This is a genomic window from Nisaea nitritireducens, assembly GCF_014904795.1.
Lineage (GTDB): Bacteria > Pseudomonadota > Alphaproteobacteria > Thalassobaculales > Thalassobaculaceae > Nisaea > Nisaea nitritireducens.
On the sequence record NZ_JACZFS010000010.1, the window covers coordinates 205,021 to 223,254 of the forward strand.

17 protein-coding genes and 1 tRNA gene are annotated in these 18,234 nt (G+C 58.4%); 7 read left to right on the plus strand and 11 right to left on the minus strand.

Features of this window, described 5'->3' with window-relative positions; translation table 11 throughout:
* Positions 1–80: 80 nt before the first annotated feature.
* The 8 genes from IG629_RS04345 to IG629_RS04380 all read right to left on the minus strand — a co-directional run bounded on the left by IG629_RS04345 (position 81) and on the right by IG629_RS04380 (position 8,479).
* On the minus strand, positions 81–857 hold the full coding sequence (locus IG629_RS04345; protein ID WP_028465075.1) for an MBL fold metallo-hydrolase: 777 nt from the start codon (positions 855–857) through the stop codon (positions 81–83).
* A gap of 8 nt (positions 858–865) precedes the next feature.
* The gene (locus IG629_RS04350; RefSeq protein WP_193170747.1) at positions 866–1,684 is read right to left on the minus strand and encodes a TatD family hydrolase; all 819 of its coding nucleotides are present in this window, start codon (positions 1,682–1,684) and stop codon (positions 866–868) included.
* A complete protein-coding gene (gene metG / locus IG629_RS04355; protein WP_193170748.1) occupies positions 1,685–3,217 on the minus strand; it encodes a methionine--tRNA ligase in 1,533 nt (510 codons plus the stop codon). It lies immediately after the preceding gene.
* A gap of 99 nt (positions 3,218–3,316) precedes the next feature.
* The gene (locus IG629_RS04360; protein ID WP_193170749.1) at positions 3,317–4,432 is read right to left on the minus strand and encodes a DNA polymerase III subunit delta'; all 1,116 of its coding nucleotides are present in this window, start codon (positions 4,430–4,432) and stop codon (positions 3,317–3,319) included.
* Positions 4,429–5,157, minus strand: a complete 729-nt coding sequence (tmk, locus tag IG629_RS04365) for a dTMP kinase (protein ID WP_193170750.1) — start codon at positions 5,155–5,157, stop codon at positions 4,429–4,431. The genes IG629_RS04360 and tmk overlap by 4 nt, the downstream gene beginning before the upstream one ends.
* Positions 5,090–6,265 carry a D-alanyl-D-alanine carboxypeptidase family protein gene (locus tag IG629_RS04370; RefSeq protein WP_226886433.1) on the minus strand — a complete coding sequence of 392 codons (1,176 nt, stop codon included), beginning with the start codon at positions 6,263–6,265 and terminating at the stop codon, positions 5,090–5,092. The genes tmk and IG629_RS04370 overlap by 68 nt, the downstream gene beginning before the upstream one ends.
* A 149-nt stretch (positions 6,266–6,414) precedes the next feature.
* Positions 6,415–7,395 (minus strand): septal ring lytic transglycosylase RlpA family protein, encoded by a 981-nt coding sequence (locus tag IG629_RS04375; protein ID WP_193170751.1) that lies wholly within the window; start codon positions 7,393–7,395, stop codon positions 6,415–6,417.
* Positions 7,396–7,501: 106 nt separating this feature from the next.
* Positions 7,502–8,479, minus strand: coding sequence for a lytic murein transglycosylase (locus IG629_RS04380; RefSeq protein WP_193170752.1), 978 nt, complete (start codon positions 8,477–8,479; stop codon positions 7,502–7,504).
* Between the two features lie 281 nt (positions 8,480–8,760).
* Between IG629_RS04380 and IG629_RS22570 the strand changes: the two genes are divergently transcribed.
* From IG629_RS22570 to IG629_RS04400, 5 genes are all read left to right on the plus strand, one after another.
* Positions 8,761–9,594 carry an NAD-dependent epimerase/dehydratase family protein gene (locus IG629_RS22570; RefSeq protein WP_226886434.1) on the plus strand — a complete coding sequence of 278 codons (834 nt, stop codon included), beginning with the start codon at positions 8,761–8,763 and terminating at the stop codon, positions 9,592–9,594.
* A gap of 44 nt (positions 9,595–9,638) precedes the next feature.
* Positions 9,639–10,565, plus strand: coding sequence for a 5-dehydro-4-deoxyglucarate dehydratase (gene kdgD / locus IG629_RS04385; protein ID WP_319025009.1), 927 nt, complete (start codon positions 9,639–9,641; stop codon positions 10,563–10,565).
* 178 nt (positions 10,566–10,743) lie between these two features.
* Complete coding sequence (locus IG629_RS04390; RefSeq protein ID WP_193170754.1) at positions 10,744–11,730, plus strand: TRAP transporter substrate-binding protein; 987 nt, start codon at positions 10,744–10,746, stop codon at positions 11,728–11,730.
* Positions 11,731–11,846: 116 nt separating this feature from the next.
* Positions 11,847–12,413 (plus strand): TRAP transporter small permease, encoded by a 567-nt coding sequence (locus IG629_RS04395; protein ID WP_226886435.1) that lies wholly within the window; start codon positions 11,847–11,849, stop codon positions 12,411–12,413.
* Between the two features lie 13 nt (positions 12,414–12,426).
* The gene (locus tag IG629_RS04400; protein WP_193170755.1) at positions 12,427–13,710 is read left to right on the plus strand and encodes a TRAP transporter large permease; all 1,284 of its coding nucleotides are present in this window, start codon (positions 12,427–12,429) and stop codon (positions 13,708–13,710) included.
* A gap of 10 nt (positions 13,711–13,720) precedes the next feature.
* On the opposite strand, the gene IG629_RS04405 is transcribed toward IG629_RS04400, so the two are convergent.
* The gene (locus IG629_RS04405) at positions 13,721–14,626 is read right to left on the minus strand and encodes an SMP-30/gluconolactonase/LRE family protein (protein WP_226886436.1); all 906 of its coding nucleotides are present in this window, start codon (positions 14,624–14,626) and stop codon (positions 13,721–13,723) included.
* A 42-nt stretch (positions 14,627–14,668) separates the two neighbouring features.
* Positions 14,669–15,382: a FadR/GntR family transcriptional regulator gene (locus IG629_RS04410; RefSeq protein ID WP_193170756.1), complete on the minus strand. Its 714-nt coding sequence runs from the start codon at positions 15,380–15,382 to the stop codon at positions 14,669–14,671.
* 301 nt (positions 15,383–15,683) lie between these two features.
* On the opposite strand from IG629_RS04410, the gene IG629_RS04415 reads away from it, so the two are divergent.
* Together IG629_RS04415 and IG629_RS04420 are read left to right on the plus strand one after the other, a co-directional pair.
* Positions 15,684–15,773, plus strand: a tRNA-Ser gene (locus IG629_RS04415).
* Positions 15,774–15,929: 156 nt separating this feature from the next.
* Positions 15,930–17,069 (plus strand): aminotransferase class V-fold PLP-dependent enzyme, encoded by a 1,140-nt coding sequence (locus IG629_RS04420; protein ID WP_193170757.1) that lies wholly within the window; start codon positions 15,930–15,932, stop codon positions 17,067–17,069.
* A 12-nt stretch (positions 17,070–17,081) separates the two neighbouring features.
* Here the strand turns inward: IG629_RS04420 and IG629_RS04425 are convergent, their stop codons facing one another.
* Positions 17,082–18,185, minus strand: a complete 1,104-nt coding sequence (locus tag IG629_RS04425; protein WP_193170758.1) for an ABC transporter substrate-binding protein — start codon at positions 18,183–18,185, stop codon at positions 17,082–17,084.
* Between the last annotated feature and the right edge of the window lie 49 nt (positions 18,186–18,234).

The window sequence follows — 18,234 nt, forward strand, 5'->3', positions numbered from 1 at the left end:
ACCCTGATTTCGCGGCCATAATAAGATTTTGCGGACAATTCGCAATCGACCGGTCACTACCCATTACGGAACCAGCGTTTTCAGATTTCGATCACCAACCCGTCATACCCCGGCTCGACGCCTGGAGGGCATTTCGCGAGTGTTTCTTCGTAGTCGAGAGAGGCTGCCATGTGGGTGAAATATGCCTGGCCCGGTTTTACGCGTTCGATCCAGCCGAGCGCAGTCTCCAGGTTAGCGTGGCTTAGGGCCGGACCGATACGAAGACAATCCACGATCCAGACGGGGATGTTCCGCAGTCTTTCGAGCTCGGCGTCGGTAAAGATCGCAACATCGGTCGAGTAGGCGAAAACATTGTTGACGAGCAGTCCGAGTGACGTGCCGCTTGGACCGTGATCCTGCTCCAACAGTTCAATCGAGAGCGGACCGATCTCCAGCGTATCGCCAGGGGAGATGTGCAGCGCTTTCAGTGGTGAGCGAAAGTGTGGCGGGCTATCCGGCGTTTTCTCGAACATGTAACCGAACCGCTGGAAGAGGTCCTTGCGGGTCTTGGCATCCATGTAGGTCGGGATCTGCTTACCGGTTCCCCAGCAGAGCGGACGGATGTCATCAATGCCGTGCACATGGTCCGCGTGGCTATGTGTGTAGATGATCGCATCCAGATCCGTGACCTGTGCATCGATAAGCTGATCGTGGAGATCAGGTGTTGTATCGACAAGGACACTTGTCCCGCCCTCTTCAAGCAGGATCGACGGGCGCCGTCTGCGGTTTTTCGGGTTTGACGGATCACATGCTCCCCATCCGTCACCGACAATCGGAACGCCGGAAGACGGCCCGCATCCGAGCATGGTGATCTTCATGACGGTGGTCAGGCTCCGCCGGTGAGGGTGAAGTCCTCAGGCACGGAAACCCGCGAGAACAGACGGAAGAAGTTTTCCGTCGTCAGCTTTGCCATTTCCTCGACTGAAATGCCGCGCAACTCGGCGAGCGCCTGATGGGTATGGGCGACGTAAGCCGGCTCATTTCGCTTGCCGCGCTTTGGTACAGGCGCGAGGTATGGAGAGTCCGTTTCGACCAGCAGGCGGTCCAGCGGCACGTCCCTTACTGTCGAGCGGATATCCTCGGCATTCTTGAAGGTGATGATGCCGCTCAGCGAGACATAGAAGCCGATATCCAGCGCCCGTTCGGCCAGCCGGCGGCCGCTGCTGAAGCAATGCAGGACGCCCGTGTAGGGCTTGCGGGCATATTCCGTTTCCAGCAGCTCGGCTGTGTCGTCATCCGCATCGCGGGCATGGACAATCAGCGGCAGTCCGGTTTCCTGCGCTGCCCTGATATGGGTGGTGAAGCTGCGGCGCTGCGCGTCGCGCGGGGAGCTGTCATAGAAGTAATCAAAGCCGGACTCGCCAATGCCGACCACTTTCGGATGCGCGGCAAGCGCGACCAGTTCCTCAACGGAAACTTCCGGCTCCTCCCCCGCCTGATGCGGGTGAATGCCGACGGAGCAGAAGACATCGTCATACTGCTCCGCGATCGCACGAATCTTCGGAAAGGTGGTGATCCGGGTGCTGATCGTGACCATACGGCAGACACCGGCCAGCCGGGCCCGTTCAATTACCTCGTCCCGCTCATCCTCGAAGGTCTCGAAATCGAGATGGCAGTGAGAGTCGACGATTGCCGGCGCGTTCACTCAGGCCTCCGCTACTTCCGGTTCGACATAACGCGGGAAAACCGGGCTTGGCTTCGGCAGCTCAACTCCGGGCACCAGCCGAGCTCCGAGGGCGGCGAACTTCCGCTGTTCCTCGCCGAGCGCGAGCTGATCCAGCATCTTCGCTGCACTATCCGGCACAATCGGCTGCATCAGCACACCAAGCACGCGGATGGTATCGGCGAGCACATAGAGCACGGTCGCCATCCGGTCCGGATCGGTCTTTTTGAGCCCCCAGGGAGCCATTTCGTCGACATAGCGGTTGGCATCGCCGACGATTTGCCAGACCTGATCCAGCGCCTTGTTGAAGGCTTGCGCGTCGTAGGCCTCACGAAGCGTACCGAGCAGGCCAGAGGCAGAGTCCATCAATGCCTTGTCGGCGTCGGTGAAGTCTCCATGCGCCGGTACCTTACCGTCGCAATTCTTGGCGATCATCGACAGCACTCGCTGTGATAGGTTGCCGAAGTCGTTGGCCAGCTCGCTGTTCATCCGGTTGACCATGGCCGTATGGGAATAGTCGCCATCATTGCCGAACGGCACTTCACGCAACAGGAAGTAGCGCACCTGGTCCAGTCCGTATTTCTCGATCAGCTCCAGCGGGTCGATCACATTGCCGACGGATTTGGAGATTTTCTGGCCCTCGTTTGTCCACCAGCCGTGCGCGAAGACACGCTTCGGAAGAGGCAGGTCCGCAGCCATCAGGAAAGCGGGCCAGTAGACGGCGTGAAAGCGCAGGATGTCCTTGCCGACCATATGCAGGTCCGCCGGCCAGAAGGCTTTGAAATCGCTGCTCTCGGTATCCGGATATCCGGCGGCCGTGATGTAGTTGGTCAGGGCGTCGAGCCAGACATACATGATGTGGGCATCGTCGCCCGGAACCGGCACGCCCCATTTGAAGCTGGTGCGGGAGACCGAAAGGTCGCGCAGGCCGGACTTCACGAAGCTCATGACTTCGTTGCGCCGCGCGGACGGAGCGATGAAATCAGGATGCTCCTCGTAATATTTCAGCAGCGGTTCCTGCCATTTTGAGAGGTCGAAAAAGTAGCTCGGCTCTTCCACCCATTCGACAGGCGCGCCTGTCGGTGCCTTACCGTCGACAACCTCGGTCTCGGTGAAGAAGGCTTCGTCGCGCACCGAATACCAGCCTGCATAGGCGCCAAGATAGATATGGCCCTTCTCCAGCAGCTCGTTCCAGATGGTCTGGCAAGCCGTCTTGTGGCGCTCTTCGGTCGTCCGGATGAAGTCGTCGTTCGAAAAATTCATCGCGCCCGCAAGGTCGCGGAAATTCTGGGACACCTTGTCAGTGAAGGCCTGCGGATCGACGCCAGCATTGGCGGCCGCGGTCTCGACTTTCTGGCCGTGCTCGTCGGTGCCGGTCAGGAATTTGACCTCATAGCCGTCCAGACGCTTGAACCGGGCCAGCGCGTCACAGGCAAGCGTCGTGTAAGCGTGGCCGATATGGGGCTTGTCGTTGACGTAATAGATCGGCGTTGTCAGGTAATAATGCGCGCTCATGGAGAAATCCGATCGGCGGTCGCCATCCGCTCAGGCGGACAGTCGGTGAATCTGGTGCCTTGAGGTACCGTCAGCACCCGTCAGTTTCAAGGCGAAACGTCAGGACGCAGCGTGATCCGGTGCCAGGGAATAGAACACATCCATCAGCAATTGCCGCTTGTCGAGACTGAGGCCAATGCCCTTGCCGAGGAGCGATGCGATCCGTGAGCGGCGCTCCGCAATACCGGCGGGTCCGAGGGTTTTGGTCAGCCGCGCGGCGGCGGCCCCCATCCCCTTCACCCGATCGACAGGTGCTTCTCCTGCCGCAGCGTCCCGTGCGACACGGCCGAGCCACCAGTCCAGCAGGTTCATACCGGTCACGAAAGGGTCGCTTTCCTCCGCCTTGACCGGCCGGGTCCAACGGTCAGCCAGCTCCAGCAACGTGAGGTCCTGAAGCTGCGGATAGGACCCGAGAGCGCCGAAAATATCTTCCAGCGCGGAGATCCCTCCCTCTGCTGCAAGTCCAAGAGCGCGGCCAATGCTACCTTCGGAGAGCGCAACCAGCGTTCCGGCAACTTCCGGCGAGAGTTCCGGCTGATGGACCGCGAGCAACTCGGCGATCTGGCTGTCGGAGAGCGGGCCGAGGCGGACTGTCCTGCAACGGGACCGGATTGTCGGCAGCAACCGGCCCGGCGTGTGGCTTACAAGTAAAATCAGCGCCTGCCGCGGAGGCTCTTCCAGCAGTTTCAGGACCGCGTTGGCCGCATTCCGGTTCATCTCGTCCGCGCAGTCGAGAATGACAACGCGCCAGCCGCCAAGCGATGGGGTCAGACGCAGGAAGCTGCCGATCTTGCGCACATCGTCGACCACGATCTCGCCACGCATCTTCTTGCGTTTCTCGTCATAGCCGCGCTCGACAACCAGCATGTCCGGATGGCTTCCGGCAGCGATCTGCGCGAATACCGGATCGTCGCGCGACACATTGAGACTTGCTGACGCCGGGGGTAACGCATCGCCGAAAAGACCCGGTCCCTCGTCTTCCGCGCCGCCGGAAAGCACGTAACGGGCAAACCGGTAGGCCAGAGTTGCTTTGCCGATACCGGCGGGCCCAGTGATCATCCAGGCATGGGGAATACGTCCCGAGGAAATAGCATCATGCATTGCCGTCTCGGCCGCTACGTGGCCAACCAGCGTGTCATTCTCTCTCGGTAGAGAAAGGCGTTGCTCTTCGCTCATAAAGTGGCTCCGAGCCGTTCTCTCACCAGCCTGACGATGGTTTCGCTTACGTGGTCGGCTTCGGCATCCGCATCGACCAGTGCGACGCGTTCCGGCTCAGCCGCAGCGATATCCCGAAACCCGTCCCGCATCCGCTGATGGAATGCGATTTCCATGCGCTCGAACCGATCCTCGGCGCCGCGCCGTTGCGCCTCATCCGTGATGCGGGTCCGGGCAAGGCCGACCTTGGGGTCGAGGTCGAGGATGATTGTCAGATCCGGGCTGAGGGCGCCGAGTACGATCTTGTGCAGGTCCGCGATTTTCCCGCGGTCGAGCCCGTGGCCATAGCCTTGATAGGCCATAGTGGAATCGGAAAATCGGTCGCAGAGCACCCAGGTGCCTTTTTCAAGCGCGGGTTCGATCAGGCGCCGGACGTGGTCCCTTCGGGCGGCGTAGAGCAACAGAAGCTCCGTCATGGCATCCCAACGCTGGGGATCGCCGGTGACAAGCAGTTCCCGGATCTGTTCCGCCCCGGCAGAGCCTCCGGGCTCGCGTGTCAAACAGACAGTCTGTCCCGCTTTCTCAAGCGCAGCTGCCAATATGCGGATCTGAGTGCTTTTGCCAGCCCCTTCTCCACCTTCGAATGTGATGAAGCGCCCTCTTTCGGGGGCAGCGCGATCAACCACCACTGCCCCAGACAAGGTATTCAACTGCCGCGCCGACTTTGCCGAAGACACCGAGCTCATCCACATCGCTGCCGGCATAGAGAGGGATACTCACGTCATCCATATCTGGTGCCGAGACGCGAAGGGTCGCCAGTTGCGTGCCTGCGGCAATCGGTGCCGGGATCGGCCCTTTATAGACCACGCTGACTTTCATTTTCTGTCGCGCGGTTCGCCGAAGCGTGAGCAGTACGTTGCTGTCGGTCACCAGCGGAACGGTCTTGGCGTTTCCAAGCCAGACATCGGCATCGGCGACGACGGCGCCTTTTTCGAACAGATGGTAGTTCTCGAATTCCCGGAAGCCCCAATCAAGCAGCGCCTCGCCCTGGCGGGAACGTGCAGTCACACTATCCAGGCCATTGACGACCAGCACCAGACGTCTGCCGTTTCGGACGGCTGACGCGGTCAAGCCATATCCGGCGGCTTCGGTGTGCCCGGTTTTCAGTCCGTCCGCGCCCATGTTCTTGTACAGCAGCGGGTTCCGGTTGCCCTGTTTGATCTTGTTGTAGGTGAACTTCGTTTCCGAATAGATCGGGTAATATTCAGGGAACCGGCGGATGGTCTCGATCGCCAGACGAGCAAGGTCGTGAGCCGTTGTTCTGTGCTCCGGATCCGGCCAGCCGGTCGCGTTTCGGAAGGTGCTGTTGGTCAAACCGATTTCATGTGCACGCCGGGTCATTTCAGCGGCGAATGCCTCTTCGGTTCCGCCGAGCGCTTCGGCCAGAGCGATGGCAGCGTCATTGCCGCTTTGCACGATGATGCCATGCAGAATGTCATGCACGGCGACCCTGGTATTCACCTTCACGAACATCTTCGAGCCGCCCTTGCGCCAGGCTTTCTCGCTGATGGCGATGGTATCGTCCATTGAAAGCCGGCCATCCTTGAGGCGCTCGAACGCCATGAAGACGGTCATGATCTTCGTCATGGAAGCCGGCGGCATCGGCTTGTCCGCATCCTTTTGATAAAGGATTGTGCCCGTGTCGTAATCGACCAGAATGGCCTCGCGCGCATTGGTCTCGAGCGCGAATGTCTGCGGCGCGAAAAGCAGGCAGGCGAAAAGCAGCGCGGCTCCACCAAGTGCGATGCGCATATGTCCGACTGCGACGTTCAGTTTGCCGGCGAATATCGTCATGAAATCCCCACCCGTCCGAATGACGAGACGTTTTGGTCCAACAGGTTTTCGGCTTCAATAGCCCCAAGCGGTCGTGAACATAAATCACAAATTTGATTGAAATGAGACATAAGCCCGTCCCGCAACTTTTCGCGGCAAGTTAACCTGCGCTATTCGACAATCACACGCGCGCCGGGATATCCCTTGCTAATAATAGCTTCGAGTATCCGGTCTGCATCCTCGACATCATCAAGGGGACCAAGGCGCACACGGTAGAAATACTTCCCATTGACCTGACGCGGATCGATCCGCACCGGGCCGACATCGGCCAGAATTTGCGTCAGCTTGTCCGCATTGTTCGCATTTGTAAAAGCGCCGGCCTGAACGAAAATTTCGGTCCGTTCCGGTTCGGTCTGGATCACGGTCTGGCTTCGGGACTGGCGGGTGAGATCGACGGCACTGCCTTGATCCGCAGCACTTGGCGTTGCTGTGGATACCGGCGCCGGAGGCGGTGTGAGGACAACGGTTCCCGGTATCTTGGATACGTTGCCTTTAGACACAGCAACACTGGGCGCTGCGGTCGGTGTCGGGACGGGCTCAGGATTAAGGCTCGCGAGCTGTACCGGTTTCCCCGACTGATAGGCCTCTGCAATCTGCCGACTCTCCTCCGGGAGGATCTCAACCCGGACCTTTGCCGTGCCTTGGCGCTGAAAACCGAGAAGTTGCGCTGAGCGCCTGGAGAGATCGATGATCCGACCATGGGCGAACGGCCCCCGGTCATTGATCCGGACAACCAGCGCGCGGCCGTTTTCCAGGTTGGTCACCCGCACAACGCTGGGCATTGGCAAGGTACGGTGCGCGGCGGTGACGGCATTCTGGTCGAAGATCTCGCCATTGGCGGTGTCTTTGTTATGGAAGTTAGGCCCGTACCAGGAGGCTATCCCGGTTTCGACATATCCATAATCGACCTGGGGATAGTACCAGACACTATTGATAGCGTAGGGGGAGCCGACCTTATAGCGGCCAAGCGGTCTGCCATCAGCTGAGGCGTTCTGAACCTGTTTGGCCGTATGGACCACAAACTCCGTTTCCGCGCAGGCGGACAACAACAGGGCAAGCGTCATGAAAGAGAGTGTGGCGAGAGTTTTCATGTCTGTCCTTTTGGTCCGTCAGGCGCCCGACTTACAACGGATATGCAATTGCAGCCCCGATACTACCACATCTCGTGGCATATCTCGTGGCCGATTTCGCGATGAACTATTCCTGGCCGATAGCTTCCGCCAGCGTGCCGACCGCCGTCGCGAAATAACTTGAGCGGTTCCATTTCAGGATGACCTCGTAGTTCGAATAGGCGAGATATGCCGGTGCCAACTCCCCGTCTCCAGGAACGATCAGCTGGCTGGTCAGGTTACGGCCCGGCAACGGGGTGCCATCGCGCCGTGTCACGCCGAGGGCTTCCCATTCACGCATCGTCTTGGTGGTCTTGGAATCAACGAGGGACTTGTCGAAATTGGCCGGCAGGCTGACGGGGCGGCCCCAGGTCTCGCTGTCATTCCAGCCTGATTTGGACAGGTAATTGGCGATAGACCCGAAGACATCGGCTTTCGTGCCCCAGATGTCCTTATGACCGTCACCATCATAGTCGATAGCGAAGTTGTGAAAGCTGGAGGGCATGAACTGACTCTGCCCCATGGCTCCTGCCCAGGAGCCTTTCATGTCGCCATGCGCGATATGGCCCTGCTCCAGGATCTTCAGCGCCAGCAGCAACTCCTTGCGGAAGAAGGCGCTGCGGCGTCCGTCATAAGCCAGGGTCGCCAAAGAGGCGACAACAGGAAAGCCGCCGGTGATACGGCCGAAATCTGTCTCCACGCCCCACAGGGCAACGATAAAGCGCGGCTGCACCCCGAACTTCTCGGAAACCTCGGCCAGCAAATCCCTGTTCTCCTTAAGGAGCGCACGGCCTTTCTGGATTCGAGATTTCGGTACAACGCGGGTCAGGTACTGCTCAAATGTCAGGGTGAATTCGGGCTGCTTGCGATCAAGCTCGATGATGCGCGGGATCGGTGCGACGCCGGCAAATGCCTGATCCAGGATGGGGCGGCTGATCCCCTGCTGTGCCGCCTCGGCTTTCAGCTCCGTTACCCAAGCCTCGAAGGGCTGCGTTTCTGCGGCGTGAGCTGAGGTGAAAGTGGCTGCCGAAAGCAGTCCTGCAAGTACCAGAAATTTTCTCAACATATCAGTGCCCGATGCCTAGCCTGTGTCGCCGAATGCAATACAGCATGTTGTGGCATAGGGGGCAGGCGCTCGCAAGAAAGTGCGCTATTGGTTCACAACCCCTTGATCCAAGTGAACAGTTTTAGCGGCATCCAGAATGCTCCGATCAACACGCTCGCGAATCTGACCAGAGCGTCAGCGCAAGGACCTGTTAAGTCGGGCCCGCTGAAAATTCTCCCTAGACAGATTGATCGCGTTAGATATCCTAAATAACAAAATTAATCATATTTATGAGAACACAAATGAAGCGAGTATTGTTGACTGGTGCCGGCGGAGGCATTGGCCGTCGCATGCGACAGACTCTTGTCGGGTGTTACCCGATATTGCGTGTATCCGACATGGTTGATCTGGGACCGCCAGGTGACGGTGAGGAGGTTGCGATTGCCGACCTCACGAACCCGGAGGATCTGGCGCGGATTGTCGATGGCGTCGACGGGATCATCCATCTCGGCGGGTTGTCCGTCGAGAATGAGTGGGATGATATTCTTCGCACCAATATCGACGGCGCTTACCGGCTCTTCGAAGCGGCGTACAAGGCTGGCGTGAAGCGAATTGTCTTCGCCAGTTCCAACCATGCAATCGGGTTTTACCCGCGCGGCCAGATACTGGACGGATCGGAGCGCCCTCGCCCCGATTGCCGATACGGGCTCAGCAAAGTCTTCGGCGAAGCACTGTCCCAGTATTTTGCAGACAATTACGGCCTTGGCATCCTCTCCATCCGGATCGGGTTTTGCTTCGAAAAGGCTGAAACCCAGCGGACGCTCGGGTCATGGGTCAGCATCGGGGATCTGACTCAGCTCTGCCGGATCGGCCTCGATACGCCGGAACTTCATCACGAGATCGTCTTCGGCATGTCCGACAATTCACGCACTTGGTGGGACAACAAGACGGCACGGCGTCTCGGATACCAGCCGAAAGACTCGTCGGATATCTGGGCCGCAGAAGTGGATGCCTCCGGTATTCCGGAGCCGGGGGACGCGGTTGGCCTGGCGGTCCAGGGCGGGCCTTTCGCAAGCGAGGGATATCAGGGCGATCCGCGCCGCGTTGGTGCAGACAGTGCCAAACCGATTTCCTGACAGAACTTCAGGCTCTTTACTCAATCCATTTCGGGAGAAACGACGTGTCTTTATCGCCTCAGGAGCTCAAGGCCCGCATGGCCACAGGCCTTCTGTCTTTTCCGGTTACGCATTTTGATCAGGAACTGAAATTCGCGCCGAAGCCCTATCAGGATCACGTCTCCTGGCTGGCCTCATACGATGCCGCGACATTGTTCGCAGCAGGCGGGACCGGTGAATATTTCTCCATCGGTCAGGACGAGTTCCCTGCCATCATCCGCGCCGCTGTCGAGGCTGCAGACGGGCGTTGTCCGGTTGTTGCCGGATGCGGCGTCAATACAGCCCGGGCCATTGCCGATGCGCGCGCTGCCGAAGCGGCAGGAGCGGATGGTTTGCTGCTACTGCCGACATATCTGATGGCTGGAACCCAGGCTGGACAAATGGCGCATGTGAAAGCCGTCTGCCAATCGGTTTCCATCGGTGTGGTGGTTTACAACCGCGCGACCTCCGTGCTCACCGCCGACAGCGTCGCCCGTTTGGCAGAGGAGTGTCCCAACCTGATCGGCTTCAAGGACGGCGTCGGTGAAATCGACCTCGTGACCCGGATCCGCACCATGCTCGGAGACCGCCTTGTCTATGTCGGCGGGATGCCGACCCACGAGTTGTTCGCCGCAGCATACGATGCCGCCGGGTTCAGTACCTATTCCTCGGCCGTATTCAATTTCGTGCCGGAACTGGCGCTGAAATTCTACGCAGCCATGCGGTCCGGAGATCGGGCGATGATGGACGATATCCTGAAATCCTTCTTCTACCCTTTCGCGAACATCAGGGATCGTGTTCCTGGATATCCGGTCAGTCTGATCAAAGGAGGGTTACGTGCCGTTGGCAGAGACCCTGGATCGGTGCGCCCTCCTCTTTCCGCGGCGACCGATAATGATGTCGAAGACCTTGCAGCAGTTATCGAAGCTTCCGCGTTGGCCGTTGCCGCTTAGAAGTAAGATTCATTTTTCGATAGATTGACCAATTGTAAAAAGGAGGCATACTTATCCGAGGAATATAGACGGCGCATCAAGCGCCGCATTCCGCAACGCGCGCCGCATAAGAAAAAAGCAGACCAGCGGTGCATTGGTCCCGGGCACACAGCCGGGCCAAAAAGGGAGGAAATACAAAATGTCGATTATTCACAAAATCGGATCAACCGCGCTTGCAGTTGCTTTGCTGGCGGGAGTTTCCGGCAGTGTCGAAGCAGCCGAATGGAAGGGCTGGAACATTCACAAGCCCGGATATCCAAACACGGTCGCAATGGACAAGTTCGCCGAGCTTCTGGCTCAGAAGACGGACGGGCGTCATACGCTTAAAATGTTCCATTCCGGTGTTCTCGGAAACCAGCCGGATGCGATCGAGCAGTTGCGCATCGGCGGCGTTGAGATTGGCAACTTCAACCTCGGGCCGATCGGGCCCGTCGCGCCGGAAGCCAACGTCGTCTCCCTGCCCTTCATTTTCAAGGACATGGACCATATGCATCGGGCCATGGACGGTGCACCCGGCGATCAGATCAGTGCCGGCATGGCGAAGAAAGGCATGATCGCCCTTGCCTGGTACGATTCCGGTGCGCGCTCTTTCTACAATTCGAAACACCCGATCAATAAGCCCGACGACGTCAAGGGCATGAAGGTTCGTGTGATGAATAACGACCTTTACTCCGGGATGATCGCCGCGCTTGGCGGCAATCCGTCTCCCATGGCGTTTTCTGAGGTTTATCAGTCACTGAAGACAGGTGTTGTCGACGGTGCCGAAAACAACTGGCCCTCTTATGAGTCGACCGGCCACTTCGAGGTCGCGGGATATTATTCCCTGTCCCAGCACCTGATCATTCCGGAATGCGTCTGCATCAATGCGGACGTCTATAACGGTCTTTCCGATGCGGACAAAACTGCCGTAAAGGCAGCCGCCCGGGAGTCTGCAGACCTGCAGCGGAAACTGTGGGCGGAGCGGGCCGAGGCCAGCCGGCAAATGGTGATGAAGTCCGGCGTGAAGTTCAACGACGTGGCTGACAAGGCGGCATTCCAGGATGCCATGAAGCCCGTTTTTGAGAAGTTCCTGGAAACCAATCAGGAACTGAAGCCGCTCGTCGCGGCTATCCAGGCAACGCAGTAAGAACTCCTGTCCCGTGGCCGCCGGAATGACTCACAGAAGCAGGTCTTTCCGGCGGCTCTTTTTGACGTCCGTCAAACTGCGTGCCGCATGCGGCACTTTTCGAGCCGGGATTCCAGATGAGCTCCATACATCAGAATGGCCCAGAGGCCGACGCCCGCACGACAACACTTAATGCCTCCCCCATGGTGCGGCTGTTCTTCCTGGGGCTGGATACACTTTGCCGCGTGAGTCTTTGGGCTTCCGGGATAGCCATGGTCGTTTTGACCGTGATGTTCGGCTGGCTTGTGTTCGGTCGCTACGTGCTAAACGCAACGCCGACCTGGGTCGAGCAGGTCGCCCTGCTTCTGGTCGCCTTGATCGGTTTTGTCGGAGCCTCGACAGGCATCCATGAAAGATCCCACCTCGGAGTCTCGTTTTTTCGGGATATAGCGCCTCGCCCACTGCAGCGCGCGATGGATTTCCTCGTCCACATGATTATGGCCGCCTTCGGAGCAGTCATGATGGTGCAGACCTATAAACTGGTCCTGTTCAAGTGGAGCACGCAGATCCCGCTCATCCATGTTCCCGAAGGGCTCCGCGCTATACCGCTGACCTTCTGCGGGGCGGCGTGTCTGATCTATTCGACAGGTCATCTGATCCGGTTCTTCCTGAACCGCGAGCCACCCTCTTCTTCTCCGCGCTGATCGGGATATTCAAATGGGACTTCTTATTCTGCTCGGCGTGTTCGCCGTATGCGTTGTCATCGGTGTGCCGGTTGCTTTCGCCCTGGCTGTTGCCGCGGTGACTGCATTCTTCATCGAGGGGCTACCGCTCGTCGTCGCCTTTCAGCGCATCATCTCGGGCATCAATGTTTTCTCCCTTATGGCGATCCCCTTCTTCATTTTTGCCGGGGAGCTGATGTTTCACGGCGGCATCGCCATCAGGCTCGTCCGGCTCGCATCTGCGGCCGTTGGTTGGGTGCGCGGCGGCCTTGGTGTGGTGAATGTTCTGTCCTCCATGCTGTTCGGCGGTATCTCCGGATCGGCTGTAGCGGATATCTCCGCGCTTGGCTCGATCCTGATCCCGGTGATGAAGGAAAAAGGCTACGACGATGATTATGCTGTGAATGTCACCGTGACGTCGTCGATCGCGGGCATTCTGGTTCCGCCATCCCACAACATGATCCTGTTCGCCATCGCTGCTGGCGGTGGCATTTCGATTTCCCAGCTTTTCCTGGCTGGTGTTCTGCCCGGCGTCCTGATGTGTGTGTGCCTCGCGGCAGCGGCCTACATTATAGCGGTCCGTAGAGGGTACGGAGTTGAACCGTTCCCGGGACTGTACTCCTTGTTCCTCAGTTTCATCGCGGCCCTGCCCGGTCTTTTCACCGCTGTGATCATCGTGGGAGGTGTGCTCTCCGGCATTTTCACAGTGACAGAGTCGGGAGCATTCGGAACGCTCTACGCTTTCGCCGTGACGCTGATCGTCTACAGATCGCTGAGTTGGACAGCTTTCAAGACCGCTGTGCTGAATTCGGTCCGGACCACATCGATGGTGCTGATCCTGGTCGCCTCGGCAACGGCGTTTGCCTACATGCTGACCTTCTATCAGGTGCCAACCCGGATGATCGAGTTTATGACCGGCGTGACGGAAAACCCGATTGCCATCCTGCTGATGATCAATCTCATGCTGCTTGTACTCGGCATGATTATGGACATGGCGGCGCTGATCCTGATCTGCACCCCGATCTTCTTGCCCGTTGTTATATCGCTCGGCATGGACCCGGTGCAGTTCGGCATGATTCTGATGATGAATCTGGGCTTGGGGCTCTGCACACCGCCTGTCGGCGCCTGTCTGTTCCTCGGATGTGCCGTCGGCAAGGTTCCGATCGAACGTGCGGTGCGGACGATCTGGCCTTTCTATGCGGCCATATTCGTCGCGCTTATGCTGACGACTTTCATCCCGGCGATTTCACTCACATTGCCGCGCCTTGTCGCTGGATGATGGTTTTAGATCAAGCCTCGCAGGGTGGCGGCGCGTAGCCCTTAACTCCGGGCTCGCAAACGAAAACACCGCCGGCCTGAGGCTGGCGGTCTTCGGTGCCGGGCGTAATCAGGCCGTCCCCCATGCTGGTGATATAAAGCTGTTCCAGATGAGAGCCGCCGAAGGCCAGGCAGGTTGGCTTCTCGACCGGAACCGGAATGACCCGGTCAATTGTTCCCTCGGGTGTCAGACGGAGAATGTGCCAGCCATCGACACCGGCCATCCAGTAACAGCCTTCCACATCCATGGCCGCACCGTCCGGTCTTCCCGCCACGGCATGCGTGTCGAAGAATATGCGCCGGTTCGATGGGGTGCCGGTTTCGAGATCATAATCGAATACCCAGATCGTCCGGATCGGCTTGTAGCTGTCGGAGAGATACATGCGCTTCCCATCCGGCGAGAAGGCGAGCCCGTTCTGGATATAGAGTCCGTCGAGGACCTGCCGGCAGCTCCCGTCCGTATCCAGGCAGAACAGCGCGCCATCCCCCGTCTCACCCGCTGCGGCATCACGCGGCCCGCTTTTCGGCATGGTGCCCGCCCAGAACCGGCCTGACGGATCGACGGCCCCGTCATTGAACCGGTGTGTCGCAAGACCTGGCGCCATGTCATTGATTACGCTGATAGAACCATTAACCGGATCAAATGCGCACCAGCCCTCTTCGAGGCCAACAATAGCACCGCCCGACCGACGAGGCGCCACGCAACCGATGGCCGACGGCATGAGCCAGGTTTCGTGTTTGTCTGTCTCGGGATGAAATCTGTTCAGGGACGGAGCGGCAATGTCGACCCACCAGAGCACGCCCTTTTCAGCATCCCAGACTGCGCCCTCACCGAGAGTCGCCCTCACATCCAGAACGCATTCAACCGCGATATTCAACTCCGCCTCCTGCATTCCTGATCCGTCTGGAAGGTTCTTTGGTTATGAGGAAAGGGACTTCCTGTACCGCGTGATGCTGCCACTCAGATGATCCCGCATGGCAAGCCGGGCTGCGTCCGGATCACCTGCAGAGATTGCGTCCGCGATCGCCCGATGCTCCACCTTCACCCGTTCGAGATAGTTCTTGTCTATTAGACGTTCGCGATCCTGTTCCGTCAGCGTGCTGCGTGGAATTGCAGCGTTTCCGAGTGAATTCAGAAAACTGGCGAATAGCTCGTTGTTGGTTCCCTGTGCGATGGCGAGATGAAAGGCCGCGTCCAGTGCAACAGAGGGTTCACCATTCTCTACGGCGCGTTCGAACTGCTGGAGGTTCTCTCTAATTCTGGCATCCTGGGACAGACTGCGGCGCGTGGCCGCGAGTCCGGCAGCCTCTACCTCGACAGCCATGCGCAACTCCAGAAGGTCGAGTGTGCTATGGACATCTCCCGACAGGAACGACGCGATGCCTTTGTTCCGGGTGCCGTTCGGATCGCGGACAAAAATACCGGCGCCGCGTCTCGGTTCGACCAAACCGTCTGCCTTCAGAACAGCAACGGCCTCTCGAATAACAGTGCGGCTGACGCCGAACTCGGCTTCCAACTCTTTTTCCGTCGGCAGCCGGTCGCCTGTCTTCATGGGCCCGGCGGCGATTTTAGCGCGCAGTGCCGCCGTCGTTTCCTGAGTGAGATTCCGCCCGCCATGAACCTTCTGAGGCATTGAATTCGATTCCCGTCACGTCTTCTAAGTATGATTAGTCGCCTGTATATGTAGTATTAATTCAAATGATTGATCAATTCGATTCTGTATGCAGGCGCGTTCCCAAAACGCTCCAGTCGGAGATATTTGAGCCTGAATCAGAAAGCCTCAGCCCGGAAGATCTATCGATCATCTGTTCCCTGTTGCAGGGCGCGACAGGGTTGCGTATAGACACTGCTCCTCGCCCGTTTCGGCGGGGCGGCATTTGAACTTAGTTTGCTTGTTGCAGTAATGCTCTGCGGCAAATTCGAGTGCCAATTGCGGATGGGTGGCCGAGTGGTTGAAGGCACCGGTCTTGAAAACCGGCAGGCGGGAGACCGTCTCGTGGGTTCGAATCCCACCCCATCCGCCATACCGCGTGATTAACAGCACTCCTTTCAATTCAGATGAATAACCACGCTGCTCCCAAGCGTGGCTGTGCTTGAGCTGACAGTTCAATCTGTGCAGTGTGGTTTCCGACGCGAGGCTTGTTGCGGGCTTGCGCAATCGTTCCTTTGGAGACCGTCCGATGCCCCTCACCTGCCAACGGGACCTGTTCGATCTGCCGACCGGGCTGACCTATTTCAATACGGCCAGCCAGTCCCCTTGCCTCACTGCCAGTTTTTCGGCCGGTGAACGCGGGCTCAAGCGCAAGCTGCAGCCATGGATTGCTGAGCGTGCGGCCCTGCCGGGCGAGATGGAGCGCTGTCGGGATCTATTCGGCGGCTTGCTCGGAGCAACTGCGGACGATGTCGCAATTGTTTTTTCGACCAGTTACGGAATAGCCGCAGCCGCGGCAAATCTGACTTTGGCACCGGGACAGGATGTGCTCGTGCTTGAGGCTCAGTTCCCGTCGAACGTCTATGCCTGGCAGAGGCTGGCGGAGCGGTCGGGTGGCGGGGTCCGGTCCGTCCCGCGCGGTGCCGACTTTGATTGGACTGGACCTGTCCTGGACGCGCTGGATGACGGTGTGGGTATCGTGGCGCTGCCGAACTGTCATTGGTGCGACGGCGCTCTTGTTGATCTGGAGCCGATCGCGGTGGAATGCGTGCGGCGCGGGATACCGCTGGTCGTGGACGCGACCCAGTCTCTCGGCGTGAAACCGCTGAACCTTGAAACGGTCCCGGCAGATTTTATCGTCGCATCCGCCTACAAGTGGCTGCTTTGCCCGGACATGATGGGCTTCATGTATGTGGCGCCGAAGCACCAGACGGGTATGCCGCTGGAGCTGAACCACGCCTCGCGGACCGACGCGCCGTCGATGGAGACCGGGAGCGGCCTTGGCGGCCACCTGAAGCCGAATGCGCGGCGCTTCGATATGGGGGCGGCGGACAGCATGATCCACATGCCGATGTGCGTGACGGCGCTGGAAAAGATCAAGGAATGGACGCCAGACGCGATCCACACATATCTGACCGGGCTCGTGGATAGTATTGCCGAACGGGCGGAGGACCGTGGGTTTAGCGTCCCGCCAAAGACCCGCCGAATAGGGCATTTCATTGGGCTCTACCAGGAAGAGGCGTGGCCGGACGACATCTGCAGCCGACTTGCCGCACAAGGTATCCATATCGCGCTGCGGAACAACGCAATGCGGATCAGTCCCTATCTCTTCAACGATATGGCGGATGTTGACAGGTTGTTCGAGGCACTTGATGCAGAACTGCGATGAGTTCAGCCGGATTTACTTACGAACGTAGGCTCCGTCCTTGATGATGACGATGAACGCATGTCGGCTGCTGTCTCCGAATTCATCGAAGGTCAATTCCTGCTGCAGCCCAGGCAAGGGTGGGAGCGCGGTCATTGCTTCTTTTAAATTCTGCCCTTCTGTCCTGATCTTTATCGCGGCAATCAGCATGGTCGCAGCGTCATGAGCCGTCACACTTGAATATCCGGGGGCAGCCTTGAAGCGGTCGCTATAAGCATTCTTGAATCGGACAAAACGTTCACTTGTTCCATCGCGGTCATAGGTTTGTACGAGTTCGAGCCCCTCGACAGCATTGCCGCCAAGTCTGGTCAAGCTCTCCGAGGCGGCCCCTCCGGCAGCGATAAGTTTGACATCTTTGTTCTTTCGGCGGATCTGCTGTGAAAGCTGTGCAACGTTTACACCGTTTCCAACCAGCAGGATGCCATCGGGACTCGTCGCCAGCAGCGACGTGACAATTTCGGAATAATTTCCGCTATCCTTGGCATCGAACGCAGCCTTCGCTGAGATCTCTCCTCCTAATTTTACAAAATGCGTCCTAAACTCCTTCAGCCAACTCTCGGAAAACGCGGCATTGTTAGCGTCCGTCGCCGCAGCCATCCGCCTATAGCCATTTTGGTAGTAATACTTGGCATAAACAGCGGTAACCTGGCGGGTCGTTGAGTTTATCCTGAAAAAATAATCGTCATTGTCGGCAAATCTGAATGACGAAACTGTGGGAGAGATAGTGACGACTTTCGCATCGTTGATCACAGGCACAATCCCGGCTGCGACGCTGCTGAGATTAGGTCCGATTATAGCTTCCACGCCCTGTTCAACAAGGTCTTTCGCAGCGGCAGCTCCGCCGGCCGCATTGGCGCCGTCGTCACGGATCAGCATTTGAATTTGACGACCGTTGATGCCGCCGGCCGTGTTTACTTCCTCGATCGCCATCTGGACGGCATTTCTTGATGCAATTCCGACGTCTGACGCGCGTCCCTCGAGGTCGCCTATAAAACCGATCCTGATGGGAGCTTCTTCACCGCAGCCATATAGAGGCACTGCCAAGCAAATAAACAAAATCCAAATTTTTCTGCGAATCATGATCGAGTCTCGTCGCCATGCTCAAAGAAAATCAGATTGTGTTGAAAAT